Here is a 24,602-nt window from a genome sequence, read left to right as displayed (position 1 = left end):
GGGTCCCGCCGCCGTCCTGGTGAGCTCTCCTGGGCGTGAGGATCCCGGGCCCCGTCCTGGTGAGCGCGGCGCCGGGAGTTGTGTCGCCGCCGGGGGCGGGCGTGCGAGGATGCGGAGCCAGGTCGTCGTCTGGCAGACTTGGAAACCGCTTTCCGGGAGGTCTCGTGGTCACGCTTGAGGACGTCGCCAAACAGGCGGGCGTCTCCCTCGCCACCGCCTCGCGGGTGCTCAACGGCAGCACCCGCCAGGTGGGCGCGACCCTGCGGGCCCGCGTCGAACGGGCCGCCGACGAGCTCGGCTACCGCGCCAACATCGCCGCCCAGACGCTGGCCCGGGGGGCGAGCAACGTCATCGGCATCGTCGTCCACGACCTGACCGACCCCTACTTCGCCGCGCTGGCCGACGGCGCGATGCGGGCCGCCGCCACCGAGGGCATGCTGGTCATGGTGGGCACCACCCACCGCGACCCCGAGCAGGAGATCGCCTACGTCGCCACCATGAACGCCCAGCGCGTGCGCGCCGTGCTGCTGGTCGGCTCGCGGGTCGCCGACCCCGTCGTGACCGGGCGGCTGCGCGAGGAGCTGGCCCGCTACCGGGAGGGCGGCGGGCGGGCCGCCTGCGTCGGCCAGGACCTGCTCGGCGTGGACACCGTCGCGCCCGCCAACCGGGCCGGCGCCGCGGCCCTGGCCCGCGCGCTGGCCGGGCTCGGGCACACCCGCTTCGCCGTGTTGGCCGGGCCGCCCCACCTGGTGACCGCCGCCGACCGGTGCGAGGGGTTCGCGCAGGCGCTGCGGGAGCTGGGCCTGCCCGAGCCCGTCGTGATCCACGGGCCGTTCGACCGCGACGGAGGCTACCGGGCCGCGACCGAGATCGGCGCGGCGACCTGCGTGTTCGCGGTCAACGACGTGATGGCCGTGGGCGCGCTGGCCGCCTGCCGGGAGCGCGGGATCCGGGTGCCCGAGGACGTCTCGGTGGCCGGGTTCGACGACATCGTCACGCTGCGTGATCACGTGCCCGCGCTGACGACCGTGCGGCTGCCGCTGACGGACATGGGGGCGCGGGCCCTGGAGCTCGCGCTCGGCCGGGAGGACGCCGCCGCCGCCCCCGTGGTCGAGCACGTCGCGGGCGAGGTCGTGCTGCGGGAGAGCGTCAGGAGAATGACGTGAGCGGGACGGCCGCGGAAGCCGGGCAAGGCGTGGGCGTGAGCGGGACGGGCGCGCGAGCTTGGGAGGGCGTGGGCGTGACGGGCGCGGGAGTCGGGGTGGCGGCGTGAAGCTGGCGGTCAGCACGTTGGGGATGCCGGGGGAGGGGCTGGAGCGGGCGGCCGGGATCGCCGTCGCGCACGGCTGCCAGGGGCTTGAGCTGCGGCTGCATCCCGACACCGGCGTCCACGCCGGGCTCACCGCGCAGGAGCGGCGCGGGGTGCGGGAACGGGTGGAGCGGGCGGGGCTGGAGATCGCCGCCCTGGCCGGATATGTCGGCATCTGTGAGCCGGGACCGGACGTGCCCGTCACCGACGCGCTCCTCGCCGACCTGCGGCTGGCCGCCGACCTGGGCGCGCCGGGCGTGCGGGTGTTCCCGCGCGGCGACGATCCGGCGGTCGGCGCCCGCAGGCTGAGGTCCGTGGCCGGTACGGCCGCCGCCCTCGGCGTACGCGTGCTGGTCGAGACGCACGACCGGATGCCCACCGGCGCCGCCGTGGCCGGGCTGCTGGCCGAGGCGGGCCGCCCCGAGGTCACCGGCGCGCTGTGGGACCTGCTGCACCCGTGGCGGCACGGCGAGTCCCCGGCCGCCACGCTCGCGGCGCTCGGGCCCTCGCTCGCCTACGTCCAGGTCAAGGACGCCGTCTCGGCCGAGGACACCACCCCGGTCCCGATGGGGACGGGCTCGGTCCCGCTGGAGGAGGCCGGCGACCTGCTGCGCGCGGCCGGGTACGCCGGATGGGTCTCGCTGGAGTGGGAGCGCACCTGGTACCCGGACGTGGCGCCGGTCGAGGAGATCCTGCCGGGCGCGGTCGACTGGGTACGGCGGTTCACCGCTTAGATAGGGGAATGCCCCTTAACAAGAACAAAGTCCTCGTGGTCGGCATGGACGGCCTGCGCTTCGACCGGCTCGTCGCCCTGGCCCCGCCGGTCCTGTCGTCGTTGATGGCCACCGGCGCGTACGGCACCAGCCGGCTCCCGTACGGCGAGGCGGCGGTCCCCGGGACGGCCCCCAGGACGGAGTCGCCCGGCGAGGTCGTGCCCAAGGCTCCGGAGCCGCCGGCGGCGGGCCGCGTGATCAGGTCGCGCACGGACTCGGGCCCCGGCTGGTCGTCGATCGCCACGGGCGCCTGGCCCGACAAACACGGCGTCGTGGACAACAGCTTCACCAGCCCCCAGTTCGCGAAATTTCCGGACTTTTTGAGTCGTGCGAAGAATGCCCGCCCCGACCTCGTGACCGCCGCCTTCCTCTCCTGGGCCGCCCTCGGCGAGCACAACGCGTTCGGCCCCGCCATCGACCACCGCATGGTCCTGGACGGCTACGCCCTCACCTGGACCGCCGCCGACCGGCAGATCGCCGACGCCGCCGAGCGCCACCTCGCCGAGACCGGCCCCGACCTCGCCTTCGTCTATCTCGGCGACACCGACGAGGTGGCCCACGCCCTCGGCCCCCACTGCCCCGAGTACGCCGCCGCCCTGCACGCCCAGGACGCCTACCTCGGCCGCCTGCTGGACGCCGTCCGCGCCCGTCCGGGGGAGAGCTGGACCGTGCTGGTCACCACCGACCACGGCCACGTGGACGAGGGCGGCCACGGCGGCACCTCGGCCGAGGAGCGCACGGTGTTCGTGATCGCCAACCGGCTGGGCGCGGACCTCGGCGGACGCCCGCTGGCCGAGCCCCGCCTGGTGGACGTCGGCCCGACCGCGCTGGCCCTGCTCGGCGTGCCGCTCGACCCGGCCTGGGAACTGGACGGGACACCGCTGTTCAACAGTTGGTGAATTTATGGCAGACTCCGGAGAAGGGGTGCCTTCCATGAGGACCACACGCGACCTCTCCGAGATCGACGCCACGATGCTCGCCGACGTGGGCGGAAAGGCCGCCAACCTCGGCGAGCTGATCCGCGCCGGCCTGCCCGTCCCGCCCGGCTGGGCGCTCACCACCGACGCCTACCGGCAGGTCGCCGCCGGGCTCGACCTCACCCCGGGCGACGGGCTCGCCGCGCGGGCCAGGCGCCACCTGCTCGGGGCCGAGATGCCCGCCCCGGTGCGCGAGGCGATCGTGACGTCCTACGCGCGGCTCGGCGCGGACGTCCCGGTGGCCGTGCGCTCCTCGGCCACGGCGGAGGACCTGCCGTTCGCCAGCTTCGCCGGCCAGCAGGACACCGTGCTCAACGTGGTGGGCGCCGAGGCAGTGCTCGACGCCGTGCGCCGCTGCTGGGCCTCGTTGTGGAGCGACCGGGCCGTGGCCTACCGGGAGTCCAACGGCGTCGGCCACGCCGGCGTCCGGCTCGCGGTGGTCGTCCAGGTGATGGTGGACGCGCGGGTGGCCGGGGTGATGTTCACCGCGAACCCGGTGACCGGCAGGCGGCGCGAGACCGTCCTCGACGCCGCGCCCGGCCTCGGTGAGGCGGTCGTCTCCGGAGCCGTCGACCCCGACCGGTTCGTCGTCTCGGCCGGCCAGGTGCTGGAACGGCGGGCGGGCGGGGCGGACCTGGCCGTCCGGCCCCGGCCCGGCGGCGGCGTCGAACGCGTCGAGACCGCCGCCGCGGGCCTGTGCCTCACTGACGCGCAGGTGCTCGCCCTGGCCGAGCTCGGCGCGCGCGTCGAGGACCACTACGGCACGCCGCAGGACGTCGAGTGGGCCATCGGCCAGGACGGCGCGCTCTGGCTCACCCAGGCCAGGCCGATCACCACCCTCTATCCGCTGCCCCGGCCGGCCGGTCCCGGCCTGCGCGTCCACCTGTCGCTCAACGTCGCCCAGGGCGTGATGGGGCCGTTCACGCCGATGGGGGTGTCGGTGTTCAACCTGGTCGCCTCGGGCGCGGCGACGCTGTTCGGGCACGCGCCGGCCGACCGGCTCGACGGCCCGGCGTTCCTGGCCGAGGCCGGGCAGCGGTTGTGGATCGACCTGACCACGCCGCTGCGCAGCCGTACCGGCCGGGCGGTCCTGACCCGCATGATGCCGCTGGGGGAGGCGCGGGCCGCGGCCGTCGTGCGGGAGCTGGCGGGCGACCCGCGGCTGTCGGTGGCGCAGACCTCGCCGCGCCCGTTCCTGCGCGGGCTGCGCCGCTTCGCGCGCCGCGTCCACGCGCCGGCGCGGGTCCGCGACGCGCTGCTGAGCCCGGCCAGGGCGCTCGCCCACGCCGCCCGCGTCGGCGAGGAGCTGGACCGCAGGCTCGACCCGCCGCCCGGCGCCACCCCCGCCCAGCGCCTCGACCACGCCGAACGGCTGCTCGGCGGGACGTTCCCGGCCATCGTCTCGATCATGCCGATCGTGATCACCGGCTACGCGCTGCTCGGCCTGGCCGCCCGGCTCTCCGGCACGCGAGTGGGCGACCTGCAGGACGTCCTGCGCGGCGTCCCGAACAACCCGACCACCGAGATGGACCTCGAACTGTGGGACCTGGCCACCCGCGTCGAGCCCGAGGCGTTCCGCGAGGCGCCCGCGGCCGAGCTGGCCCGCCGCTACCGGGCCGGCGAGCTGCCGCCGCGGGCCCAGAAGGAGATCGCCGCCTTCCTCGGCCGGTACGGCCACCGCGGCGTGGCCGAGATCGACGCCGGCGTGCCCCGCTGGTCCGACGACCCCACGCACATCCTCGGCGTACTGGCCAACTACCTGCGCATGGACGCCGGCTCCGCCCTCGCCCCCGACGCGCTGTTCGCCAGGGGCGCGCCGGCGGCGCGGGCGGAGGTGGACCGGGTCGCCGCGCTGGCCGCGCGCAGGGGCCGGTGGCGGGCGCCCGTGGTGCGCTTCGCGCTCGGCCGCACCCGGGCGTACGCGGGGCTGCGTGAACTGCCCAAGTACCACGCCGTCAGGGCCATCGCCGCCGTCCGGCGGAGCCTGCGCGCGGTCGGGGAGCACCTGGCGGCCGCCGGCGTCCTGGACGACGCCGCCGACGTGTACTTCCTGCGCCTGGAGGAGGCCAGGGCCGCCCTGTCCGGCGGCGACCTGCGCGACCTGGTACGCGAGCGGCGGGCGGCGTACGAGCGGGAGTCGCGCCGCAGGCACGTGCCCCGGATCGTGCTCTCCGACGGCACTGAGCCCGAGGCCCTGGCCGGACCCGTCCCCGACGGCGCGCTGACCGGCACGGCGGCCTCGGCCGGCACGGTCACCGGCGTCGCCAGGGTGGTGCTCGACCCGAACGGCGCCCACCTCGAACCTGGCGAGATCCTGGTCTGCCCCTCGACCGACCCCGGCTGGACCCCGCTGTTCCTCACGGCCGGCGGCCTGGTGATGGAGATGGGCGGCGCCATGTCGCACGGCGCCGTGGTGGCCCGCGAGTACGGCATCCCCGCCGTCGTCGGCGTCCGCGACGCGACCGGCCGCATCGCCACGGGCCAGGAGATCACCGTCGACGGAGCGGCGGGCACGGTGACCCTTTAGGCCACTATGGTGACCAGGTGCCCGATCCGTACTGGAATCACAACGTGCACTACCAGCGGCTGGTGCTGAGCCTGATCCCGCGTGGCTCGGCCCGCGCGCTCGACGTCGGCTGCGGCGACGGCCTCCTGGCGGGCAAGCTCGCCGCCCGCCTCCCCGACGTGACCGGCGCCGACCGGTCCGCGCAGGCCGTCGCCCTGGCCAGGTCCCGCCACGGCGACCGGCCCGGACTCACCTTCGCCGAGGCCGACTACCTCGACCCGGCCGCGCTGCCCGAGTCCGGGTACGACTTCATCAGTGTCTGGGACGCGCCCCGTTAAGCCCGTGCCGCCCCGGGTAACCGGAGGAGGCATCACGTTTCCGGATGAGGCGGTTCCATGCTGGTCACAGAGCTGGTGCGCAGGGTCGGCGGGACCCTCGCGCAGTCTCAAGGACGCTTCCCCCTCTACGCCGACCCCGCGACGGGCGAATGGACCTGGTCCGAGGACGGAGACTGGTGCGGCGGCTTCTGGGGCGGCCTGCTGTCCCTGGCGGCGGTCGTCACCGGCGAACCCCGCTACGCCCGCGCCGCCGGCCAGGTCGCCGAGCGGCTGACCGCCCGCACCGACGCCCCCACGCTGCTGCGCGGCATGTTGTTCTGGTACGGCGCCGCGCTCCCGGCCGTGCTCGCCGGCGACGAGGAACCGGGCGCCACGACCGCCGTGGCCGCCGCCCGGTCGCTGAGCATCGGCTTCGACCCGCTGGCCGGCCTGCTGCCGCCCCAGGAGGAGGACGTCGTCAAATACGGCTGGCCGCGCCCCGGCGCCTGCGTGGACGGCCTGCCCGGCACCGTCCCGCTGCTGGCCTTCGCCTGCGAGCGCACCGGCGCCCGCGAGCTGCTGGTGATGGCCGAGTCCCACGCCCGCACCGGCTACGCCATGTGCGTACGGGAGGACGGCTCGGTCGCCCAGACCTCGGCCGGCGCCGTCAACGGCTCCTCTCCTACCAGCACCTGGGCCCGCGCGCAGGCGTGGGCCATGCTGGGCCTGGCCCAGGCCGCCCACCTGTCGGCCGAGTTCATCGGCCCGGCCACCGAGGTCGCCGACTGGTACCTGGCGCACGTCCCGTCCGACCTGGTCTGCTACTGGGACTTCGACGACCCCGGCATCCCCGCCGCGCCCCGCGACACCTCGGCCACCGCGATCGCCGCCGCCGCCCTGGCCAAGCTCGCGCCGCTGGCCAAGGACGGCTACCGCGAGCAGGCCGCCGCCACGCTGGAGGCGCTGGCCCGCGGCCACCTCAACGAGCACGGCGGCCTGGTGGACGGCTGCTACGACCGGCGCAAGGGCCTGGCCACCGCCCACGAGCTGGTCTGGGGCGACTACTTCCTGCTCGAAGCCGCCCTCACCCTCGACGGCACGATCGACCCCGGCCGCGTCTAGCGGTAGTCGGCCCACCCCGCGCTCGCCGGCGACGCCGCGGCCCGAGTGGAAGCCCTCGTCCGGACCCTGCTCGCCGGGCGCACCCGCAGGTGGCAGGGCGGCTGCTCGCCCAGCGCCAAGCCTGGGAGACGGGCGTGGACGTCTTCGGCCCACTCATGCGCCTCCAGCTGGAAATTGGACAGCGAATGGCCTGGGAACTGGTCAGGTGAAAAGCCGACACTCGGCGGGCACGTCCTGCGACCGTCCCACCGAGGAAGGCTGATCGATAGTGACAGAACGCGTACGCGTGGCGGTGCTGGCCGGCGGGCCGTCCGCCGAGCACGAGGTGTCGCTGCAGTCGGCACACGCCGTGCTCGACGCCCTGCCGAAGGAGCTGTACGAGCCCGTGCCCGTCATCATCGACCGCCAGGGCAGGTGGCCGGTGGAGCTGCGACGCGATCAGGTGGACGTGGTCTTCCCGGTGCTGCACGGACCGTTCGGCGAGGATGGCGTCGTCCAGGGGCACCTGGAGACGCTGGGCATCCCGTACGTGGGTTGCGGCGTCCTGGCCTCCGCCGTGGCGATGGACAAGGTCGCGATGCGGCGCGCGTTCCTGGCGGAGGGCATTCCTGTCACTCCGGGTGTGTGGTTCACCGAGCACGAATGGCGCGCCACCATCGACTCCTGGGGGCTGGTGAAGTCGCTCGACTGGCCGATGTACGTGAAACCGTCCGGTCTGGGCTCCTCCATCGGCATCTCGCGTGTCACCTCGATGGAGGAGCTGCGCGCGGGTGTGGAGCTGGCGCTGACCCACGACCGGTTGGTCATCGTCGAGCAGGAGGTAGCCGCGCGCGAGCTCATCTGCGGCGTGCTCGGCGGTCATGACTTCCCGGAGGCGTCGCTGCCCGGCGAGCTCCTCGTGCCAGGCGACTGGCTCGACTACGAGGCCAAGTACCTCAGCAATGCCGAGATCGCCACGATCCCCGCCGTCCTGCCTGAACGCGTGGCCGAGGAGGTGCGCGAGACGTCGCTGCGCGCCTTCCGGGCGATCGGCGGTTACGGCCTGGCCAGGGTCGACTTCCTCTACGAGGAGGAGTCGGGACGCCTGTACGTGCTGGAGATCAACACCATGCCCGGCTTCACGGCCCGTTCCGTCTACGCCAGGGCCTGGGCCGAGAGCGGCGTCCCGTACCCGGATCTGCTGCGTCGCCTCATCGACCTCGCGTTCGCCAGAAGCAGGCAAGTGATCGCCAGAAGCAGGCACGTGACCGTCAGGAGCGGCAAATGATCGCCACGACGCTGGAGAGGATCGCGCAGGTCGTCGGCGCGAGCCTGCACGACGTGCCCGATCCGCGAGCGCTGGTGACGGCGCCCGCGGCAGTCGATTCGCGCGAGGTGGTGCCCGGCGGCCTGTTCGCCGCGACGGTCGGCGCCCGCGTCGACGGCCACGACTACGCGGGCCGTGCCGTCGCGGGCGGCGCCGTCGCCGTGCTGGCCTCGCGGCCCGTCGGCGTGCCCGCCCTCGTGGTCGACGACGTGCAGCTCGCGCTCGGCGTGCTGGCCAAGCACCTGCTCGGACGCATCAGCCCGACCGTGATCGGCCTGACCGGCTCCGTGGGCAAGACCACCACCAAGGACCTGCTGGCGCAGGTGCTCGAACGGCACGCCGAGACGGTCGCCACGGACAGGTCGTTCAACAACGAGCTCGGCCTGCCGCTCACCGTGCTGCGCGCCGATGCCGCCACCCGGTACCTGGTGCTGGAGATGGGGGCGAGCAGGAAGGGCGACCTGAGGTACCTGACCGGACTCGCGCCACCGCAGCTCGGGCTGGTGCTCAACGTCGGCAGCGCGCACGTGGAGCGCATGGGATCCGGGCCGGCCGACATAGCCGAGGCCAAGGGCGAGCTGGTCGAGGCGCTTCCGGCGGACGGGTTCGCGCTGCTCAACGCCGACGACCCGTACGTCGTCGGGATGGCCGGCCGTACCAGGGCCGAGGTCCTGCTGTACGGCGCGGCGGCGGGGGCACGGGTGCGGGCGGAAGGCGTGCGGATGGACGACCACGCGCGGCCCGCGTTCGAGCTGGTGACGCCGGACGGCAGCGCCCCGGTCACGCTCGACCTCATGGGCGAGCATCAGGTGGGCAACGCGCTGGCCGCCGCAGCCGTGGCCACCGCGCTCGGTCTGGGCGCCGCCGAGATCGCCGAGGGACTGAACGCCGCCCGGCGGCGCTCCGCGGGCCGGATGGAGATCGTCGAACGACGTGACGGCATCACCATCGTCAACGACGCCTACAACGCCAGCCCCGAGTCCATGAAGGCCGGGCTGCGGGCGGTGCGGGCGTTGGCGGGCGCCCGCCGTGCCGTCGCCGTGCTCGGCGCGATGGGGCAGCAGGCGGACACCTCGCGCGCCCGGCACGCCGAGATCGGCCGGCTCGTCGCCGACCTCCGCTTCGACGTGCTGATCGCGGTAGGGGAGGGGGATCCGCTCGCGATGGCGTGGGCGGCGGAGTCCGCGAACCGGGGCGTGACCGTCCACACGGTCGAGGACGTGTCCGGCGCCACCGAGCTGGCCGGCTCGCTGCTCGAACCGGGCGACGTGGTGTTCGTCAAGGCCTCAAGCGAGATCGGGCTCGGCGCCTGCGCCCGCGCGCTGGCCGACGCCTGAACAGCTTCTGTCCTGCCGAATGACCAGCCACCCTGTCAAGCCTTCCGGCGACGAGCCGGCGAAACGGAGTTCCATGCGCACCATCGGTCTCATCGGCGGGTTGAGCTGGGAATCGACGGTGATCTACTACCAGATCATCAACCAGCGTACCCGCGAGCACCTCGGCGGCAGCCATTCCGCCAACAGCCTCATCTGGTCGGTCGACTACACGACGGTCGAGGACCTCATCTTCGCCGACCGCTGGGACGAGGTGAGCACGTTGCTGACCGGTGCGGGCAGGCGACTGGAGGAATCCGGCGCCGACGTCCTGCTCGTCTGCAGCAACACCTTCAGCCGGGTGAGCGACGACGTGGAGCGGGCCGTGGGCGTGCCGGTGCTGCACATCGCCGACACCGTGGGCGCCGAGATCCGCGCCAGGGGCATGCGCAAGGTCGGCCTGCTCGGCACCAGGTTCACCATGGAGGAGCCCTTCTACCTGGATCGGCTGGCCGCCCACGGCGTCGAGGTGGTCGTCCCGCGTCGCGAACAGCGGAAGCTGGTCCACGACGTGATCTTCGACGAGCTGGTGCGCGGGGTGATCAGGGAAGCGTCCAGGGACGCCTACGCGCGGATCATCCAGGACCTCGCGGACGACGGCGCGGAGGGCGTCGTCCTCGGCTGCACGGAGATCGAGCTGCTGATCAGTGAGAAGCACAGCCCGATCCCTGTGCTGCCGAGCGCCCGGCTGCACGCCGAGGCGGCGGTCGGTTTCGCCCTCGCCGAGTGATTCACCTACGGCTGGTTCCGTACAGCTCGCGGTGCCACAGGTCGGCGCAGACCCGTTCGATGCCGGCCGCCAGGTGGCGGCGGTAGGTGGTGAAGGGGATGCCGAGCCGTTCCGCGGCCAGCTCCTGCGTGGGCGTACCGCAGAGGAACGTGACGGACAGCGCCCGGTGGAACTTGACCGAGCGCGGGTCCTCGCTCAGGTCGCCGATCGCCTGGCGCAGCAGGTCACCCAGTGCCGTGGCGGGATTCTGCTCCTCGGCGACCAGCCTGGTGCGCGTCAGGGGGGAGGCGGCCAGCTCGTCCGGCCGCGGCAACCTGCGCAACGCTCGGCGGACCGCGTCGGCGAACTCGTCCCTGGACAGCACCGCCAGTCTCGCCGTAGCGGCGCCAGGGCCGCTCGCGGGCCTCTTGACCATCTGCTCCAGCCACGCCCGCGCGGGCACCGCCCGCCAGTCATGAACGTACAGGCCGCCGGAGATGTCACGCATCCCGTGATACCGCTCCGTCCGTGCTTCGATGTACGACCAGGCCAGCCGCTCGGCCCGCAGACAGTTGCCGAGCGCTCGCCACTGGATCAGTTCCAGCAACTGCGAGTTGCCGCGGTACGGCGGCAGCACCCACTGCCTGCTGACCGCCAGGTGCTCACCGGCGCGCAGCGGGGTGGTGGCGCGCGCGTGCGCCCACGCCGCGGCCACGACGGGATCGGCCGCCAGCTCCTCCTCGTCGAGCTCCGTCAACCGCAGCCACGCGGAGAGAGCCACCGGCTCGCCCGTCCCGGCGCTTCGATAGAGGCGGAACGCTTCCGGCTGACGCTCCACCCAGAATGCCGCCTCCTGTACCAGGATGCCCGCCTCCGCCTGTGGCAAGGCCTCTTCCTGGAACTCGCCGTCGCCGGCAGGCGGCCCGTGGTGGAGATGGAGCAGTGCCGCCACCGCGCCGGGCACGTCCGCGTCGCTCGCCGTACGCACCCTGTCCGCCACGCGCGCATGCACGCGCTCGTGCATCACCGTGTACGCCTCGGGGTCCCGCCAGCGCAGGTCCGCCTCCAGCAGCCGCCGGACCACGCCGTGCGGGAACAGCCCGAGACCGCTCGATTCGACGAACGGCAGCCGCCGCAGCCAGCGGAACAGCGTCCCCGCGTCCTCGGGGAAGGCCGCCCGCAGCAGGTCCTCCGTCGTCGTGTACGCGTGCGCGCAGATCTCCAGGGCACGCCGGTGCGCGGCCGAGGGCAGCTCGCCCACCAGCTGATCCAGCAACTCTGCCACCAGATCCTGATCAGGCCTCCATCGCCCGCCGTCCTTCGCCGCCACGGCCGCCCCCAGGAGCAGCGCCAGCGGGTGACCGCCGGCGAAGGCGAGCAGCGGCTCGCGCGCCTCGGCCGGCACGCCGGCGGCGTCCAGCAGGGTGTGCGCGTCCGCGGCCCGCAGATCGCGCAGCGGCAGCACCTCCAGCGACCCCGCCCATGCCGGGTCCGCCTGCCAGCGCACATCCGGCGGGTTCCGTCCCGCGATCACCGCCAGCGCCCCCGCGGGCACCCGCGGCAGGAACCGTTCGCGCAGCCACCCCTCCAGGCTCTGCACGCGGTCGAAACCGTCGAACAGCAGCACCGCATCGTCCTGGCAGGCCGCCGGGTCCATCAGGCACTCGTCCAGCACGGCCACGGGCCGCCCCGCCGTCTCGGCCTCGTCGGCGAAGCGCCGCAGCAGGGCCGACTTCCCGATGCCGCCCGGACCGTGCACGTACAGGACGCTGCGGGCGCCGCTGTACAGCGCCGTGGTGAACAGCGCGAGCTCCTCCTCCCGTCCCACGAACGCCGTCTCGCGCGCCGCGCGCAGCCGCCGCCCCAGAGAACCGGACATGGATCGCTACCCCTTCTCGAAGAGGTGGTGCACGCCGGGGTGGGGGAGCCGTCGCGGCGGTACGCCCCGCCTGTCCGGGCGGTGCTCGACATGCCACCACTCGTTGTCGTACAGGCGGTCGTGACTGGACTCGGCCGGTGGCAGCACGAGCCTGCGGGCCAGGAACGGGGAGCCGGAGCGGCGCACCTCGTCGTCGAACATCCGCTGCTGGACGACGGGGGGCCGGGGAGGGATGGTGCGTGGTTCGTCCATGACGAACCACCCTTGGCGGCGAATATGAGCGCCTCGTCCGCCGAATGTCACCGTTTGTCGACGGCCCCCTGGGACCGGAGCCCCCGCTTACGCAATCAGGAGGCTGGCCAGCGCCGGACCGAAGGCGCCGCCGAGTTGGTAGCACAGGGTGAACAGGGCGAGCGCGGTGGCTCGATGCTCGCCCGGCACGGCCTTGCCTGCGCGGTCGGAGTACCAGGCCATCGCCGCCGTGGCGGCGAACACCGCGAACGCGTTGGCCGCTACGAGGGCCGTCGGCCAGGGCGCGGTCAGCGGCAGGGCCACGGCCACGGCGCCGGCGGTGAGGAGGATCGTCCGGGTGAGGGCGGGGTCGTACCGGGAGGTCCGGCGGGTGAACAGCAGCGAGGCGATGGAGCCGGCGGCCAGCATGACGAGCGTCGCCAGCCCGATCCGTTCGGCCGGCCAGTGGCGTTCCAGCATTCTGGGAACGGTGTAGAGCAGGGCGAAGTAGGAGGTGGACAGCGCGCACGCGGTCGCCGAGGCGATGATGAACATGCGGGAGCTCACCACCGCCCGGGGGATGAACCCGGCGTTGTTCCTGCGGATGTGCAGGGTCAGGAGCGCGGTCGCGATGGCGGCTGCGGCCAGTGTGGCCGGGCCCAGGCGCGGGGTCAGGATGAACGCGCTGATCAGCGTCATCACCAGCAGAATGCCGACGATGTCGGTGGGGCCGGCGTCATGATCGTGGCGGTGTGCGGGGGCGTGGCGCAGGACGGCGGGGACGGCCAGCAGCGCGAGCAGGGACAGCAGCAGCGGCGTCCGCCAGGAGATCGCTGACAGGGTGGAGCCGACCAGCGGGCCGAACGCGCCGACGAGGCCGACTCCGGCGGTGATCACGCCGGTCCGGGAGGTCGTCCCGGCCAGGGTGATGGCGAGGGTCACCAGGCCGCCTCCGCCGGCGGCCTGGGCGGCGCGCCCGGCCAGCAGCATCGGCAGCGCCGGCGCGAGTGCCACCAGGAGCGTGCCGAGCAGCACCAGGGCGGCGTTGGCGAGTGTGGCGACGCGGCTGCCGCGGGTACGCAGCAGCGCGGCGGTGAGTGGGGCGCCGAGCACGCCACCCCAGCCGAAGGCGGTGGCGGCCCAGGTGGCGTCGGCGGCCGAGATGCCGAGCGCGTGGGCCAGGGCGGGGATGACGGTGGTGGTGCTGTTGGCGCTGAGTGAGGTCGGGGTCGCCAGCAAGGCGAGGGAGAGGACGGAGATCCGTCCCTTGTGTGCAGTTGCATGGATCACTCGCTCAAAGTACACCGATTAGTGTAACAAATGCACTCAGCAGTGTAGTTTGATGTTCGTCCACCGGAGGAGAGACATGAACGAGCTGACCATCCTGGCCCTGTCCGGCAGCCTGCGCGCGCAGTCCCACAACACCGCACTGCTGCACGCGGCCCGCACGCTGAGCCTCGGGGGGCCGGCCATCGCCATCGAGGACGACCTGGGCCGGTTGCCGCTCTACAACCAGGACCTGGACAGCGGTACGCCACCCGTGACGGTCGCCGAATTCCGGGCCCGCATCGCCGCCGCCGACGCCCTGCTGATCGCCACCCCGGAACACAACGCCTCGGTCCCGGCCGCACTGAAGAACGCCATCGACTGGGCGAGCACCCCACCCGAAGGGTTGTTGCGTGGCAAGCCGGTGGCCATCGCAGGCGCCTCACCGGGACCGTTCGGTTCGGTACGCGCGCAACTCGCCCTTCGCCAGATCCTGGCCGCGGTGGGGGCCGAAGTCGTGGTCAAACCGGAGGTCACGGTGTTCCACTGTGACACCCGCTTCACCAGCGAACGCGAGCTGAGCGACCCCTACACCGCCGACCTGCTGCGAGAACTCCTCAACGCCCTGTCACGCAAGGTCCGCCCGTACACTGCGGCCGAGTAGCCCCAGCCCGAAAGGACACCGATGACCCTGAGCCGGCCCGAGCCGTACGGCAGAGCGGACAAGCGGCAGGCGATCACCCAAGCCGCTCGCCGTGTGTTCGGCCGCGACGGCTACACCCGCGCCAGCATGGATGCGATCGCCGCCGCGGCCGGGGTGTCCAAGCGGACGGTCTACAACCACTTCACCGACAAGGAACAGCTGTTCCTGACCGTCGCGCTGGAAGGCGCCGAGGAGGTCACCGCCGCGATCGCACAGATCATGGACCGGCACCTGCACAAAATCGTGGACCTGGAGCAGGACCTGATCGACTTCTCCCTCGACCGGGTCGCCGCAGTGACCTCTTTCCCCGATCACTTCGCCCTGGTACGGGCCATCGAGGCCGAGGCTGCCCACATTCCCCCACCGATCCTGAAGTCCTGGATCGCAGCCGGACCACAGACCGGGCATCTGCGCCTGGCGCCATATCTGCGCCGGATCGCCGACCGCGGCCTGCTGGACATCCATGACGCCGACAGCGCCGCCGCCCACCTCACTCTGCTGACCGTCACCGATGTCAACCAGCAGACGTTCTACGGCGCCGTCCCGCTGCCCCAGGAAGAGATCACTCAGCTCGTCACCATCGGCGTGCGGGCCTTCCTGCGCAGTTACGCCCCCACCGTCCCTTAGCGTGATGCGCCAGGAGTTCGCGCTGAAGTGCTCTGCTGGGTTTCGATGATCGGCCGGGACAAACGCCCTTGTCAGGGGGACCACAGGAATACGCGAGGTGAGACAGCCGCTGGTCAGCGTCGCGCGAGGGCTGGTCTTCCGCTTGCCGGGCGGCAAAGCGCCAGTGGCTTCGCGGCGCCGGACCGCCGTGAGGCCCGGCGCCGCCGCGGGCGGCCAGGTCAGTCGCGCGCGGAGCCGCCCGTGGCCGGTGTGCTCAGCCGCGTGCTCGTCAGGCCGGTGAGCTCCTCGAGGGAGACGCTGTGCCGCGACCCGTCCTGGAGGATCGCCGTGACGCCCTTGACGCCGCCACGAAGCGAGCCGTTCTCGCGCTCCCTCGTTCTCGGTGCGTCCGGCCACCAGGCCGCGAAGTAGCCGCCGGTGACGGTCGCGGTCACGTCGCCTCTCGCCTCCGTGGAGAGCTCCAGGCCCACCACGTCGGCACCGACCCTGCCGGTCACGGTGCGCACGCTCTCCTCACTCGTGCTCAGGGCCGCGCCGAGGGCGGCCCGCGCCGACCCCGCAGGAACCGGTGGAAGCGGTTGTGCGCCGGGCCCCGGCGCGCTGCCATGCGCGCCGACGAGGTCGCCGTCGCGGAGCAGGCAGGTGATCTCGGACAGGTGGCTGCCGCCGTCGTTGACGTAGACGAGCGTCCATGGCCCCCGGCCCTCGGTCACCACGGGCCGGAAGCCGAGGTCGCGGCCGGTTGTGCGCTTGGCGGTGTCCTGGGCATGGTCGAGGCACTTCTCCTGGGCGTCGACGGCCCGGTCACCGCTCACCGTGTGCGGCGTCGCGGTCCACGCCGCCATCGCTGAGCCGCCGCCGAACACGCCGGGCAGCAGCAGCGCTGCCGCGATGCCGGCGGCCACCCCTCCGCCGGCAACGGTGAGACGCCTGGCGGTGAGTACGCGAGGGCTGCTGATCGCCGGTGCGGGCGCCCCCATGGGGTCGGTGGCGATCACTCGGGCCAGCAGGGCCCGAGCCTTGAGGTCGGTGCTCGTGTCCAGGTCAGCGGGGGTGACGGCCGGGTCGAGGCCGCGCAGGGCGTGGTCGAGGGTGTCGTTCATCGCATGCTCCGGGAGTCCACGGTGGCGGTCGCCACGGGCTGGGTCGTAGTGGCGGGGGCGGCGTCGGCGTGGTGGCGCAGGGCACGCCGGGCACGGGCGAGCCTGAGCCGGAACGCGACGGGGGTGATGTCGAGCACCCGCGCGGCCTGTGGGGCTGTGAGGCCGTCCCAGACGGCCAGGGCGAGCGTCTCCTGGTGGCGCGGGCTGAGCCGCCGCCACGCCTGGACGAGGTCGAGCCGGCGGGCCACCAGCTCGGGGTCCAGCCCGGCCGCCGCGGCGCCGGTCAGCTGGCTGTCGGCGATGCGGACGGTGAGCGCCTGCCGCCGTTGGTCGGCCCGCAGCCCGTTGCGGAGGGTGCGGTGCGCCACGCCGAACAGCCAGGCCCGCGCCTCGTCCGCCGCACGCGGCACGTCGTCCAGGCGCCGCCAGGCGACGAGGAACACGTCGGCGACCACATCCTCGGCGTGGGAGGGGTGGACGCGACGCTCGACGAACCGCAGCAACGCGGAGTACGTCTGCTCGTAGAGGTGGGCGAAGCGCCGGCTGCGCGGCGGCCCTGTGTCGGTGACGTTCATGCCTGGGTCATGTCCGGCGGGCCCGTAAGTGTGTCGCGAAACCCTAGACCACCAGCTCGGCGTAGCGGGCCTTCATCGTGGCCAGCACCTCGTCCGGGTCGGCCGCCCAGACGTCGGCGTTGAAGATCTCGACCTCGATGTCGCCGGCGTACCCGGCGGCCAGCACGGCCCGGGTGATCGGCGCGAAGTCGATCACCCCGTCGCCCATCATGCCCCGCCCGAGCAGCACGTCGGCGGGCAGCGGGTGCAGGTAGTCGCACACCTGGTACGAGGCGATGCGCCGCCCGGCCCGCGCGACGTCCTCGGCCAGCCTGGGGTCCCACCACACGTGGAAGGTGTCCACCACCACCCCGACCTGCTCCTCCGGATAGGGCAGGCTGAGGTCGAGCGCCTGGCCCAGCGTGGACAGCACCGCCCGGTCGGGGCAGTAGATCGGATGCAGCGGCTCCAGCGCCAGCCTGACGCCGCGCTCGCCGGCGTAGGGCGCCAGCACCGACAGCGCCTCGGCGACCCGCTCCCGCGCCCCGGCGACGTCCTTGGAGAAACCGGGCGGCAGCGGCTCGCCCGGCCGCACCCCCGGCAGGCCGCCGACCACCATCACCAGGCACGCGGCCGCCAGCTCGGCCGCCTCGTCCACGGCCCGCCGGTTGTCGTCGAGCGCCCGCTCGAACGCGCGCCGCCCCTCCTCGCCGGGCAGCCCGCCCGCCGTGAGGAAGCCGCCCCGGCACAGCGAGGACACCCGCAGCCCGGCCTCGCGCACCAGCTTGGCGCTGCGCGCGAGCCCCTCCTCGGCGACCTTCTCGCGCCACAGCCCGATCGCCTCCAGGCCGTGCCGCGCGCAGCCGTCCACGGCCTCGGCGACCGACCAGCGCCTGGTCGTCCACTGGTTCAGCGACAGGCTCACAGGCCGTTCACCGCCAGCAGCGCCGTCATCCTGCGCACGGCCAGCTCCTGGTCGGCCAGCAGCCCGGCCCGGTCGGCCAGCCTGAACACCTCCGCCAGGTGGCGCAGCGAGCGCGCCGACTGGGCGCCGTTCACCATGGCGAACGCGTCCTGGTGGCCGTTGAGCCAGGCCAGGAAGACGATGCCGGTCTTGTAGTGGTACGTCGGCGCCTCGAAGATCTTCCGCGACAGGGCGACCGTGGGGGCCAGGATCTCGTCGTAGCGGGTCAGGTGGCGGGCCGCCTCCTCGCCACTGGTTGCTTCGGCGGCGTCCAGCTCGCGCAGGGCGGCGGCGGCCGCCGGGGCGATCGCGTCGAAGATGCCGAGCAGCGCATGCGAGCCCGACCTGATGAGGGAGGGGTAGTTGAAGTCGTCCCCGGTGTAGAGCCGGACGCCCTCGGGCAGCGCGGCGCGCAGCCGCACCTCGTGCTCCTCGTCCAGCAGCGACACCTTGACGCCGTCCACCACGGCGGCGTGGGCGTGGACCAGCTCCAGGAACGACTCCGTCGCGGCGTCCACGCCGGGCGCGCCCCAGTAGCCGGCGAGCTGCGGGTCGAACATCTCGCCCAGCCAGTGCAGGATCACCGGGCGGTCGGCCAGCCCGAGGACCTTGCCGTACACCTGGTGGTAGTCGGCGGGCCCGGCCGCCACCCTGGCGAGCTGGCGGGAGGCCATCACGATCACGCCCGCCCCGGCCGCCTGGACGGCCTCCACCTGCTCGGCGTACGCGGCGGTGATCGTGTGCAGGTCGGCGGCGGCGGGCGCGTGGTCGGTGCCCGCGCCGCAGGCCACCAGCGCCGCCGGGTCGCCGAAGGCGCGCGCCTCCTCGGCGCTGAGCCGGATCAGCTCCTTGGTGGCCGCCCAGTCCAGGCCCATGTTGCGCTGGGCGGTGTCCATGGCGTCGGCCACCCGCAGGCCGTGCGACCACAGGTGGCGGCGGAACCGCAGCGTGGCCGCCCAGTCGACGGCGGCGGGGGAGCCCGGCGTGTTGTCGCCGAGCGGGTCGGCGACGACGTGCGCGGCCGCGTAGACGACCCGGCTCGCGGCCGGGGCGGCCGAGACCGGCCAGGTCACCGGCTCGCGCAGCTCGTACGCGCCGCCCGGCAGGTCGATCCTCACAGCTGCGGCACCTCGATCCTGCGGCCCTCGGCGTTCGAGCGCAGGCCCAGCTCGGCGAGCTGCACGCCGCGCGCCCCCGAGGCGAAGTCGTAGGGGAACGGCGCGTCCTCCAGCACGTGCCGGACGAAGGCCGTCCACTGGACCTTGAACCCGTTGTCGAACTCGGCGTTGTCCGGCACCTCCTGCCAGTCCTCGCGGAAGCGGGCCGTGGCGGGCAGGTCGGGGTTCCAGACCGGCTTGGGAGTGGCGGCCCGGTGCTGGAAGCGGCAGTTGCGCAGGCCCGCGACGGCGCTGCCGTGCGTGCCGTCCACCTGGAACTCGACCAGCTCGTCGCGGTTCACGCGGACCGTCCAGGAGGAGTTGATCTGAGCGATCACGTCCCCTTCGAGCTCGAAGATCCCGTACGCGGCGTCGTCCGCGGTGGCCTCGTACGCGCGGCCCTGCTCGTCCACCCGGGACGGGACGTGGGTCACGGCCTTGGCGTAGACCGACCGGACCCGGCCGAACAGGTTCTCCAGCACGTAGTGCCAGTGCGGGAACATGTCGAGCACGATCCCGCCGCCGTCCTGCGCCCGGTAGTTCCAGGACGGCCGCTGCGCCTCCTGCCAGTCGCCCTCGAACACCCAGTAGCCGAACTCGCCGCGCACCGACAGGATCCGGCCGAAGAAGCCGCCGTCGATCAGCCGCTTCAGCTTGAGCAGGCCCGGCAGGAACAGCTTGTCCTGCACGACGCCGTTCTTCACGCCCCTGGCCGTGGCGGCCTCGGCCAGCGCGACGGCCTCCTGCACCGACTCGGCCGTGGGCTTCTCGGCGTAGACGTGCTTGCCCGCCTCGATGGCCTTGAGCACGGCCTTGACGCGGGCGCTGGTGACCTGGGCGTCGAAGTAGATCAGGTTGTCGTCGTCGGCGAGGGCGGCGTCGAGGTCGGTGGTGTGGTCCTGGATCCCGTGCCGGTCGGCGATGTCGGCGAGCTTGTCGGCGTTGCGGCCGACCAGGACCGGGCGCAGCCTGACCCGGTCGCCGTCCGAGAGCGTGACGCCGCCCTGCTCGTTGATGGCCAGGACGGAACGGACGAGGTGCTGGCGATAGCCCATTCGTCCGGTGACGCCGTTCATCACGACGCCGATCGTGCGCACGCTCATGGGGATCCCTTCAGGCAACGGATGGGGAAAGCGCTTTCCCGAAACGTACGGCCGTCCCCCTGCGAGCGTCAAGTGGGACGGTGACGACGCCGGCGGGCGGAGGCGGACCCTCCGCCCGTGCGCCGGCGGGGGAGCTAGCCGTCGAGCCGGGCCAGCGCCTTGGCGATGGGGTGGGCCGCGAGCGAGAGCTGCCACTCACGCGCCCCGAGCGCGCGCAGCCGCGCGGTCACGCTCTCGTCGGTGATCTCGGCGGGGGGTTCCCAGGTGAGCCTGCGCACCGCGTCGGGCTGGAGCAGGTTCTCCGTGGGCATGCGGTGCTCCTCGGCCAGCGCGGCCACCACGGCCCGCGCCGCCGCCAGACGCTTGGCCGCCGCCGGGTCGCGGTCGGCCCAGCGGTTGGGCGGGGGCGGCCCGTCGCCGGGCGTGCTCGGCTGGGGCAGCTCGCCGTCGGGCAACGTCCGGGCCCGGTTGACGGCGGCCAGCCAGTCGTTCATGTACCGGCGGGCGCTGCGGCCGGTGAAGGCCGAGATCTCGGTCAGGGCCTTCTTGGTGCGGGGCCCCTCGAGGGCGGCGGTGACGATCGCGGCGTCGGGCAGCACCCGGCCGGGGGCCAGGTCGTTCTCCCTGGCGATCGTGTCGCGCATGGTCCACAACTCGCGCACGATGGCCAGCGCGCGCACGTTGCGCACCTTGTGGATGCCCGACGTACGCCGCCACGGGTCGGAGCGCGGCACCGGCGGCGGGGTGTTGAGCACGGCCGCGAACTCCTCGCGCGCCCACTCCAGCTTCCCCGACGCGGCCAGCTCCTGGTGGAGCATGTCGCGCAGCTCGACCAGGACCTCGACGTCGAGGGCGGCGTAGCGCAGCCAGTCCTCGGGCAGCGGCCTGGTGGACCAGTCGGCGGCCGAGTGGCCCTTCTCCAGCCGCAGCCCGAGCACGGTCTCGACCATCGTGCCGAGCCCGACGCGTTCGTAACCGAGCAGCCGGCCGGCCAGCTCGGTGTCGAAGATCTCGCGCGGCTTGAAGCCGACCTCCATCAGGCACGGCAGGTCCTGGGACGCGGCGTGCAGCACGACCTCGGTGCCGGTGAGCGCGGCGTCGAGCGCCGACAGGTCGGGGCAGCCGACCGGGTCGATCAACGCGGTGCCGGCTCCGGCCCGGCGGAGCTGGACCAGGTAGGCCCGGTTGCCGTAGCGGTAGCCGGAGGCGCGCTCGGCGTCGACGGCCACGGGCCCGGTGCCCGCGGCGAAGGCGTCGACGACCCGCGCCAGCCCTTGCGCGTCGGCGATCACCGGGGGGATGCCCTCGCGGGGTTCGAGCAGGGGCTCGACTGTGCGTTCTTCTGTCATGAGCTCACCGACCTCATGACGCTGGTGCTGTCTTGACTGGTGCCCTCACTTCGTACGGTCACTCTCCGGATCATCACGTCGGCGTGGCAGCGCGGCCACGTCGGGCGGGAGCGGCGGGATCCCCGCCGCCAGGCACATGAGGTCGCACCAGGCGGCGACGTGGCCGGACAGATCCTCATCGGCAGGCGACCAGGAAGCACGCAGCTCGAGCTCGGTCGTGACGGGATCTTCCGCCTTGTTGCCGAAACCCTCGGACACGGCTCTAGTCACGGTACCGCCCGCGGCGGAGTAGTCGGCTTCGTGCGCCTCCAGGGCCTCGGTCAGCCAGCTCCACACGACCGGGCCGAGCAGCGGGTCGGAGGTGATCTCCGGTTCCATGTCGGCCCGGACGTAGGCCACCAGCCGGAACGGGCCCTCCCAGCCGCGCTGGCCGTCGGGGTCGTACAGCAGGATCAGCCGGCCGACCGCGAGCTCGTCGTCGTCGCGGTAGACCGAGGCGCCGATGGCGGCCGAGTAGGGGGCCAGCCGCTGCGGCGCGGGGAGGTCCTCCAGCTCGATCTCCGGCCTGACCTCGGACAGCCGCAGGCTCTGCGCCGCGCGGGTGAACGCGGCGGGCGGCGGTGGCTGGTCACCGAGGGTCATAGCCGAAGCGTAGGTCGAGGACGGACGGAAGGGGACCACGGGGGTGCTCATCCTTGGTGATCAAGCCGCTGCCGTAACCAGCTGGCGAACCGGTCGGGTGGTCTCGGCCGAGCCGAGCAGGATCGCGTGGCCGCATTCGGCGCAGGCCCATTCCGGGCACTCGCCAGGACCGTGTCCGTCGAAGCAGGGCGGCTGCTCGAACAGCCGCTCGCCGGCGCAGGCAGCACAGCGCTCGCTGCGAACCTCCGGGGAACTCCACAACGCGGTCATCGCACCAGTCATCGAACCGGGGCCTTTCTTCGGGTCGTGGCTCCGACGTTGGCACGAGCCGCTGACAATTCCCCGCAACGCGCTCGGCGTGTCCCGAAAGTGGTCGCTGAATCGATGCCGCGCGGTGGGTTGGTGAACATTTGGTCCAGTCGAGACCGGCTCTCTGGGCGGGCATGGGGTGTGTTCGACCCGTGTGCGACGCCGCTGCCGGGCAGACCGGTAAACCTTCATCTGGCTATCTGATCATGATTTTGGGTATCCAATGCATGTTTTTCCGACACCTCGCGCCGATGTCCCGGCCGATCAGGTCACCTCGCGTCCGATGTCCCGGCCGACCGGGCGCCATGGCACCCTTGGAGGGTGAATCTCGCCGACTCAGCCTTCCTGCGCGCCTGCCGCAGGCAGCCCGTCCCGCACACCCCGGTCTGGTACATGAGGCAGGCCGGGCGCTCGCTGCCCGAATACCTGAAGGTCCGCGAGGGTGTGCCGATGCTCACCGCCTGCGCGACGCCCGACCTGATCGTCGAGATCACCATGCAGCCCGTGCGCCGCTACGGCGTCGACGCGGCCATCTTCTTCAGCGACATCGTCGTCCCGCTCAAGGCCATCGGCGTCGACCTCGACATCAAGCCGGGCGTCGGCCCGGTCGTCGCCGACCCGATCCGCGACGCGCGGGCCGTGCAGGCGCTGCGCCCGCTGGAGCCGGACGACGTGCCCTACGTGACGGAGGCGATCTCGGCCCTGGTCGGCGAGCTGGGCGGCACCCCGCTGATCGGCTTCGCCGGCGCGCCCTTCACGCTCGGCTCCTACCTCATCGAGGGCGGCCCGTCGAAGAACCACGACCGCACCAAGGCCATGATGTACGGCGAGCCCGCCCTGTGGCACTCCCTCATGGAACGCCTGTCCGACATCGTGCTGGAGCACCTGCGCATCCAGATCGCGGCCGGCGCCTCGGCGATCCAGCTCTTCGACTCGTGGGTGGGCGCGGTGGCCCCGGAGGACTACCGCGAGTTCGTCCTGCCCCACACCCGGCGCATCTTCGAGGGCGTCGCGGGCGTGCCCCGCATCCACTTCGGCGTGGGCACCGGCGAGCTGCTCGGCGTGCTCGGCGAGGCCGGGGCCGACGTCGTGGGCGTCGACTGGCGGGTGCCGCTCGACGAGGCGGCCCGGCGCGTCGGGCCGGGCAAGGCGCTGCAGGGCAACCTCGACCCGGCGATCCTGCTCGCGCCGTGGGAGGTCGTGGAGCGCAGGGCCCGCGAGGTGCTGCGGCGCGGCGCGGCGGCCGAGGGGCACGTGTTCAACCTCGGCCACGGCGTGCTCCCCTCGACCGACCCCGACCAGCTCAAGCGCCTGACCGACCTGGTGCACGAAGCGGGCGTCTGACCGTCACGCCGCCGACGGCCCGGGCTCGGCGGGCTCGGCGGGGTCGGGGGCGGCCGGCTCGGCCGGGTCGGGCCCGGCGGGGGGCGCGGGACGGCGCGCGCGGTTGCGCCGCACCAGGAACACCGCCGCGGCCACCAGCGGCGTCAGGACGACCAGCCACGGCAGCAGCGCGCCGAACACGGTCAGCGCCGTCTTGGTGAACGACACCAGCGCCTCCCACCCGGTCTTCAGCCCGCCGAGGAAGCCCGCCGGCTCCTCGGCCGGGTCCTCGACCACGGCCACCGGCCCGACCAGCCGGAGCGTCAGCGTGGCCATCGCGACCTGGGTGGACAGCTCCTTCTGCTGGGCCTGCAACGCCTCCAGGTCCGCCTCGCGGGAGTTGATCTCCCGCTCCACCTGCAGCACCTGACCGATGGTCTCGGCCTTCTTCAGCAGCGTGCGCAGCGACTCCAGCGACTTCTGCGCCGACTTCAGCCGGCTCTCGACGTCGGCGACCTGGAGGGTGACGTCCTGGGTGCCCTGGGTCATCGAGAGCTGCTTGCCCAGCTCCTTGCCGAGCCTGGCGGTCACGTCGGCGTACCGGGCAGGCGGGATCTTGAACTCCAGCAGGGCCGTGTCCTCGGTGTCGCCGGCCGACTCGGCCTCCTCCTTCGACAGGTAGCCGCCCGCCGCCGTGACGAGCTGCTTGGCCTGCTGCGCGGCCGCGGTGACCTGCTTGGCGCGCACGGTCATGCTGCCGGTGTAGATCACCTGCCGGTCCGGCTGCCGCTGGGCCGGCTTGACGCCGGCGACCGCGCTGTCGCCGTCCTGCGGCGCGGCCTGCTTCCTCGGCGCGGCCAGGTCCCGTGCCTCGGGGGCGGCCATGGCCTGCGAGGCCACCGCGGGCGAGCCGCCCGACGCCATCTCGACGTTGCCGCCGCCGCAGCCCGCGAGCAGCAGCGTGGCGCAGGCCGAGACCGCGATGCCCAACCGGATTCTC

At 73.3% G+C, this 24,602-nt stretch carries 23 protein-coding genes; 12 read left to right on the top strand and 11 right to left on the bottom strand.

The annotated features are described in order from the left end of the window. The first annotated feature begins 164 nt into the window (after positions 1-164). From ACFYYW_RS38270 to ACFYYW_RS38230, 9 genes are all read left to right on the top strand, one after another. On the top strand, positions 165-1,166 hold the full coding sequence (locus ACFYYW_RS38270) for a LacI family DNA-binding transcriptional regulator (protein ID WP_364420351.1): 1,002 nt from the start codon (positions 165-167) through the stop codon (positions 1,164-1,166). A 103-nt stretch (positions 1,167-1,269) separates the two neighbouring features. Further along, on the top strand, positions 1,270-2,043 hold the full coding sequence (locus ACFYYW_RS38265) for a sugar phosphate isomerase/epimerase family protein (protein ID WP_387656659.1): 774 nt from the start codon (positions 1,270-1,272) through the stop codon (positions 2,041-2,043). Positions 2,044-2,051: 8 nt separating this feature from the next. Continuing rightward, entirely contained in the window at positions 2,052-2,981 is a 930-nt protein-coding gene (locus ACFYYW_RS38260; protein ID WP_387656656.1) for an alkaline phosphatase family protein, read from the top strand. Positions 2,982-3,015: 34 nt separating this feature from the next. Then, positions 3,016-5,586: a PEP/pyruvate-binding domain-containing protein gene (locus ACFYYW_RS38255; RefSeq protein WP_387656653.1), complete on the top strand. Its 2,571-nt coding sequence runs from the start codon at positions 3,016-3,018 to the stop codon at positions 5,584-5,586. Between the two features lie 17 nt (positions 5,587-5,603). Continuing rightward, positions 5,604-5,903 carry a class I SAM-dependent methyltransferase gene (locus tag ACFYYW_RS38250; RefSeq protein WP_387656650.1) on the top strand — a complete coding sequence of 100 codons (300 nt, stop codon included), beginning with the start codon at positions 5,604-5,606 and terminating at the stop codon, positions 5,901-5,903. 57 nt (positions 5,904-5,960) lie between these two features. Further along, a complete protein-coding gene (locus tag ACFYYW_RS38245; protein ID WP_387656648.1) occupies positions 5,961-7,004 on the top strand; it encodes a hypothetical protein in 1,044 nt (347 codons plus the stop codon). Positions 7,005-7,272: 268 nt separating this feature from the next. Beyond that, positions 7,273-8,271 carry a D-alanine--D-alanine ligase family protein gene (locus tag ACFYYW_RS38240; protein ID WP_387656645.1) on the top strand — a complete coding sequence of 333 codons (999 nt, stop codon included), beginning with the start codon at positions 7,273-7,275 and terminating at the stop codon, positions 8,269-8,271. Beyond that, positions 8,268-9,647 (top strand): UDP-N-acetylmuramoyl-tripeptide--D-alanyl-D-alanine ligase, encoded by a 1,380-nt coding sequence (gene murF, locus ACFYYW_RS38235; protein ID WP_387656642.1) that lies wholly within the window; start codon positions 8,268-8,270, stop codon positions 9,645-9,647. The genes ACFYYW_RS38240 and murF overlap by 4 nt, the downstream gene beginning before the upstream one ends. A 73-nt stretch (positions 9,648-9,720) precedes the next feature. Then, positions 9,721-10,413, top strand: coding sequence for an aspartate/glutamate racemase family protein (locus ACFYYW_RS38230; RefSeq protein WP_387656639.1), 693 nt, complete (start codon positions 9,721-9,723; stop codon positions 10,411-10,413). A gap of 1 nt (position 10,414) precedes the next feature. On the opposite strand, the gene ACFYYW_RS38225 is transcribed toward ACFYYW_RS38230, so the two are convergent. The 3 genes from ACFYYW_RS38225 to ACFYYW_RS38215 all read right to left on the bottom strand — a co-directional run bounded on the left by ACFYYW_RS38225 (position 10,415) and on the right by ACFYYW_RS38215 (position 13,741). After that, positions 10,415-12,271, bottom strand: coding sequence for a hypothetical protein (locus tag ACFYYW_RS38225; RefSeq protein WP_387656637.1), 1,857 nt, complete (start codon positions 12,269-12,271; stop codon positions 10,415-10,417). 6 nt (positions 12,272-12,277) lie between these two features. After that, positions 12,278-12,523 (bottom strand): hypothetical protein, encoded by a 246-nt coding sequence (locus tag ACFYYW_RS38220; RefSeq protein ID WP_387656634.1) that lies wholly within the window; start codon positions 12,521-12,523, stop codon positions 12,278-12,280. An 87-nt stretch (positions 12,524-12,610) separates the two neighbouring features. Beyond that, complete coding sequence (locus ACFYYW_RS38215; protein WP_387656632.1) at positions 12,611-13,741, bottom strand: MFS transporter; 1,131 nt, start codon at positions 13,739-13,741, stop codon at positions 12,611-12,613. A gap of 127 nt (positions 13,742-13,868) precedes the next feature. Here ACFYYW_RS38215 and ACFYYW_RS38210 point away from each other — a divergent pair, with 127 nt between their 5' ends. Both ACFYYW_RS38210 and ACFYYW_RS38205 read left to right on the top strand, forming a co-directional pair. Further along, positions 13,869-14,432, top strand: coding sequence for an NADPH-dependent FMN reductase (locus ACFYYW_RS38210; RefSeq protein WP_387656630.1), 564 nt, complete (start codon positions 13,869-13,871; stop codon positions 14,430-14,432). Positions 14,433-14,453: 21 nt separating this feature from the next. After that, positions 14,454-15,098 (top strand): TetR/AcrR family transcriptional regulator, encoded by a 645-nt coding sequence (locus tag ACFYYW_RS38205; RefSeq protein ID WP_387656628.1) that lies wholly within the window; start codon positions 14,454-14,456, stop codon positions 15,096-15,098. A gap of 218 nt (positions 15,099-15,316) precedes the next feature. Here ACFYYW_RS38205 and ACFYYW_RS38200 read toward each other — a convergent pair whose 3' ends face one another. The 7 genes from ACFYYW_RS38200 to ACFYYW_RS38170 all read right to left on the bottom strand — a co-directional run bounded on the left by ACFYYW_RS38200 (position 15,317) and on the right by ACFYYW_RS38170 (position 21,970). Beyond that, complete coding sequence (locus ACFYYW_RS38200; RefSeq protein WP_387656625.1) at positions 15,317-16,201, bottom strand: hypothetical protein; 885 nt, start codon at positions 16,199-16,201, stop codon at positions 15,317-15,319. After that, the gene (locus ACFYYW_RS38195) at positions 16,198-16,776 is read right to left on the bottom strand and encodes an RNA polymerase sigma factor (protein WP_387656622.1); all 579 of its coding nucleotides are present in this window, start codon (positions 16,774-16,776) and stop codon (positions 16,198-16,200) included. Before ACFYYW_RS38195 ends, ACFYYW_RS38200 begins: the two co-directional genes overlap by 4 nt. A 43-nt stretch (positions 16,777-16,819) precedes the next feature. Continuing rightward, positions 16,820-17,680 carry a sugar phosphate isomerase/epimerase gene (locus ACFYYW_RS38190; RefSeq protein ID WP_352365595.1) on the bottom strand — a complete coding sequence of 287 codons (861 nt, stop codon included), beginning with the start codon at positions 17,678-17,680 and terminating at the stop codon, positions 16,820-16,822. After that, positions 17,677-18,837: a DUF993 family protein gene (locus tag ACFYYW_RS38185; protein WP_387656619.1), complete on the bottom strand. Its 1,161-nt coding sequence runs from the start codon at positions 18,835-18,837 to the stop codon at positions 17,677-17,679. Before ACFYYW_RS38185 ends, ACFYYW_RS38190 begins: the two co-directional genes overlap by 4 nt. After that, positions 18,834-19,979: a Gfo/Idh/MocA family protein gene (locus ACFYYW_RS38180; protein ID WP_387656616.1), complete on the bottom strand. Its 1,146-nt coding sequence runs from the start codon at positions 19,977-19,979 to the stop codon at positions 18,834-18,836. The genes ACFYYW_RS38185 and ACFYYW_RS38180 overlap by 4 nt, the downstream gene beginning before the upstream one ends. 134 nt (positions 19,980-20,113) lie before the next feature. Continuing rightward, positions 20,114-21,328 (bottom strand): ribonuclease D, encoded by a 1,215-nt coding sequence (locus ACFYYW_RS38175; RefSeq protein ID WP_352325052.1) that lies wholly within the window; start codon positions 21,326-21,328, stop codon positions 20,114-20,116. A 45-nt stretch (positions 21,329-21,373) separates the two neighbouring features. Next, a complete protein-coding gene (locus ACFYYW_RS38170; RefSeq protein WP_352325050.1) occupies positions 21,374-21,970 on the bottom strand; it encodes a DUF3000 domain-containing protein in 597 nt (198 codons plus the stop codon). 654 nt (positions 21,971-22,624) lie between these two features. On the opposite strand from ACFYYW_RS38170, the gene hemE reads away from it, so the two are divergent. Beyond that, positions 22,625-23,623, top strand: a complete 999-nt coding sequence (gene hemE / locus ACFYYW_RS38165) for a uroporphyrinogen decarboxylase (protein WP_387656869.1) — start codon at positions 22,625-22,627, stop codon at positions 23,621-23,623. Positions 23,624-23,626: 3 nt separating this feature from the next. Here hemE and ACFYYW_RS38160 read toward each other — a convergent pair whose 3' ends face one another. Then, the gene (locus ACFYYW_RS38160; protein ID WP_387656612.1) at positions 23,627-24,592 is read right to left on the bottom strand and encodes a DUF4349 domain-containing protein; all 966 of its coding nucleotides are present in this window, start codon (positions 24,590-24,592) and stop codon (positions 23,627-23,629) included. Between the last annotated feature and the right edge of the window lie 10 nt (positions 24,593-24,602).

The organism is Nonomuraea sp. NPDC001831, assembly GCF_042892035.1.
GTDB lineage: Bacteria > Actinomycetota > Actinomycetes > Streptosporangiales > Streptosporangiaceae > Nonomuraea.
This window is presented reverse-complemented; position numbering and strand designations above follow the sequence as displayed.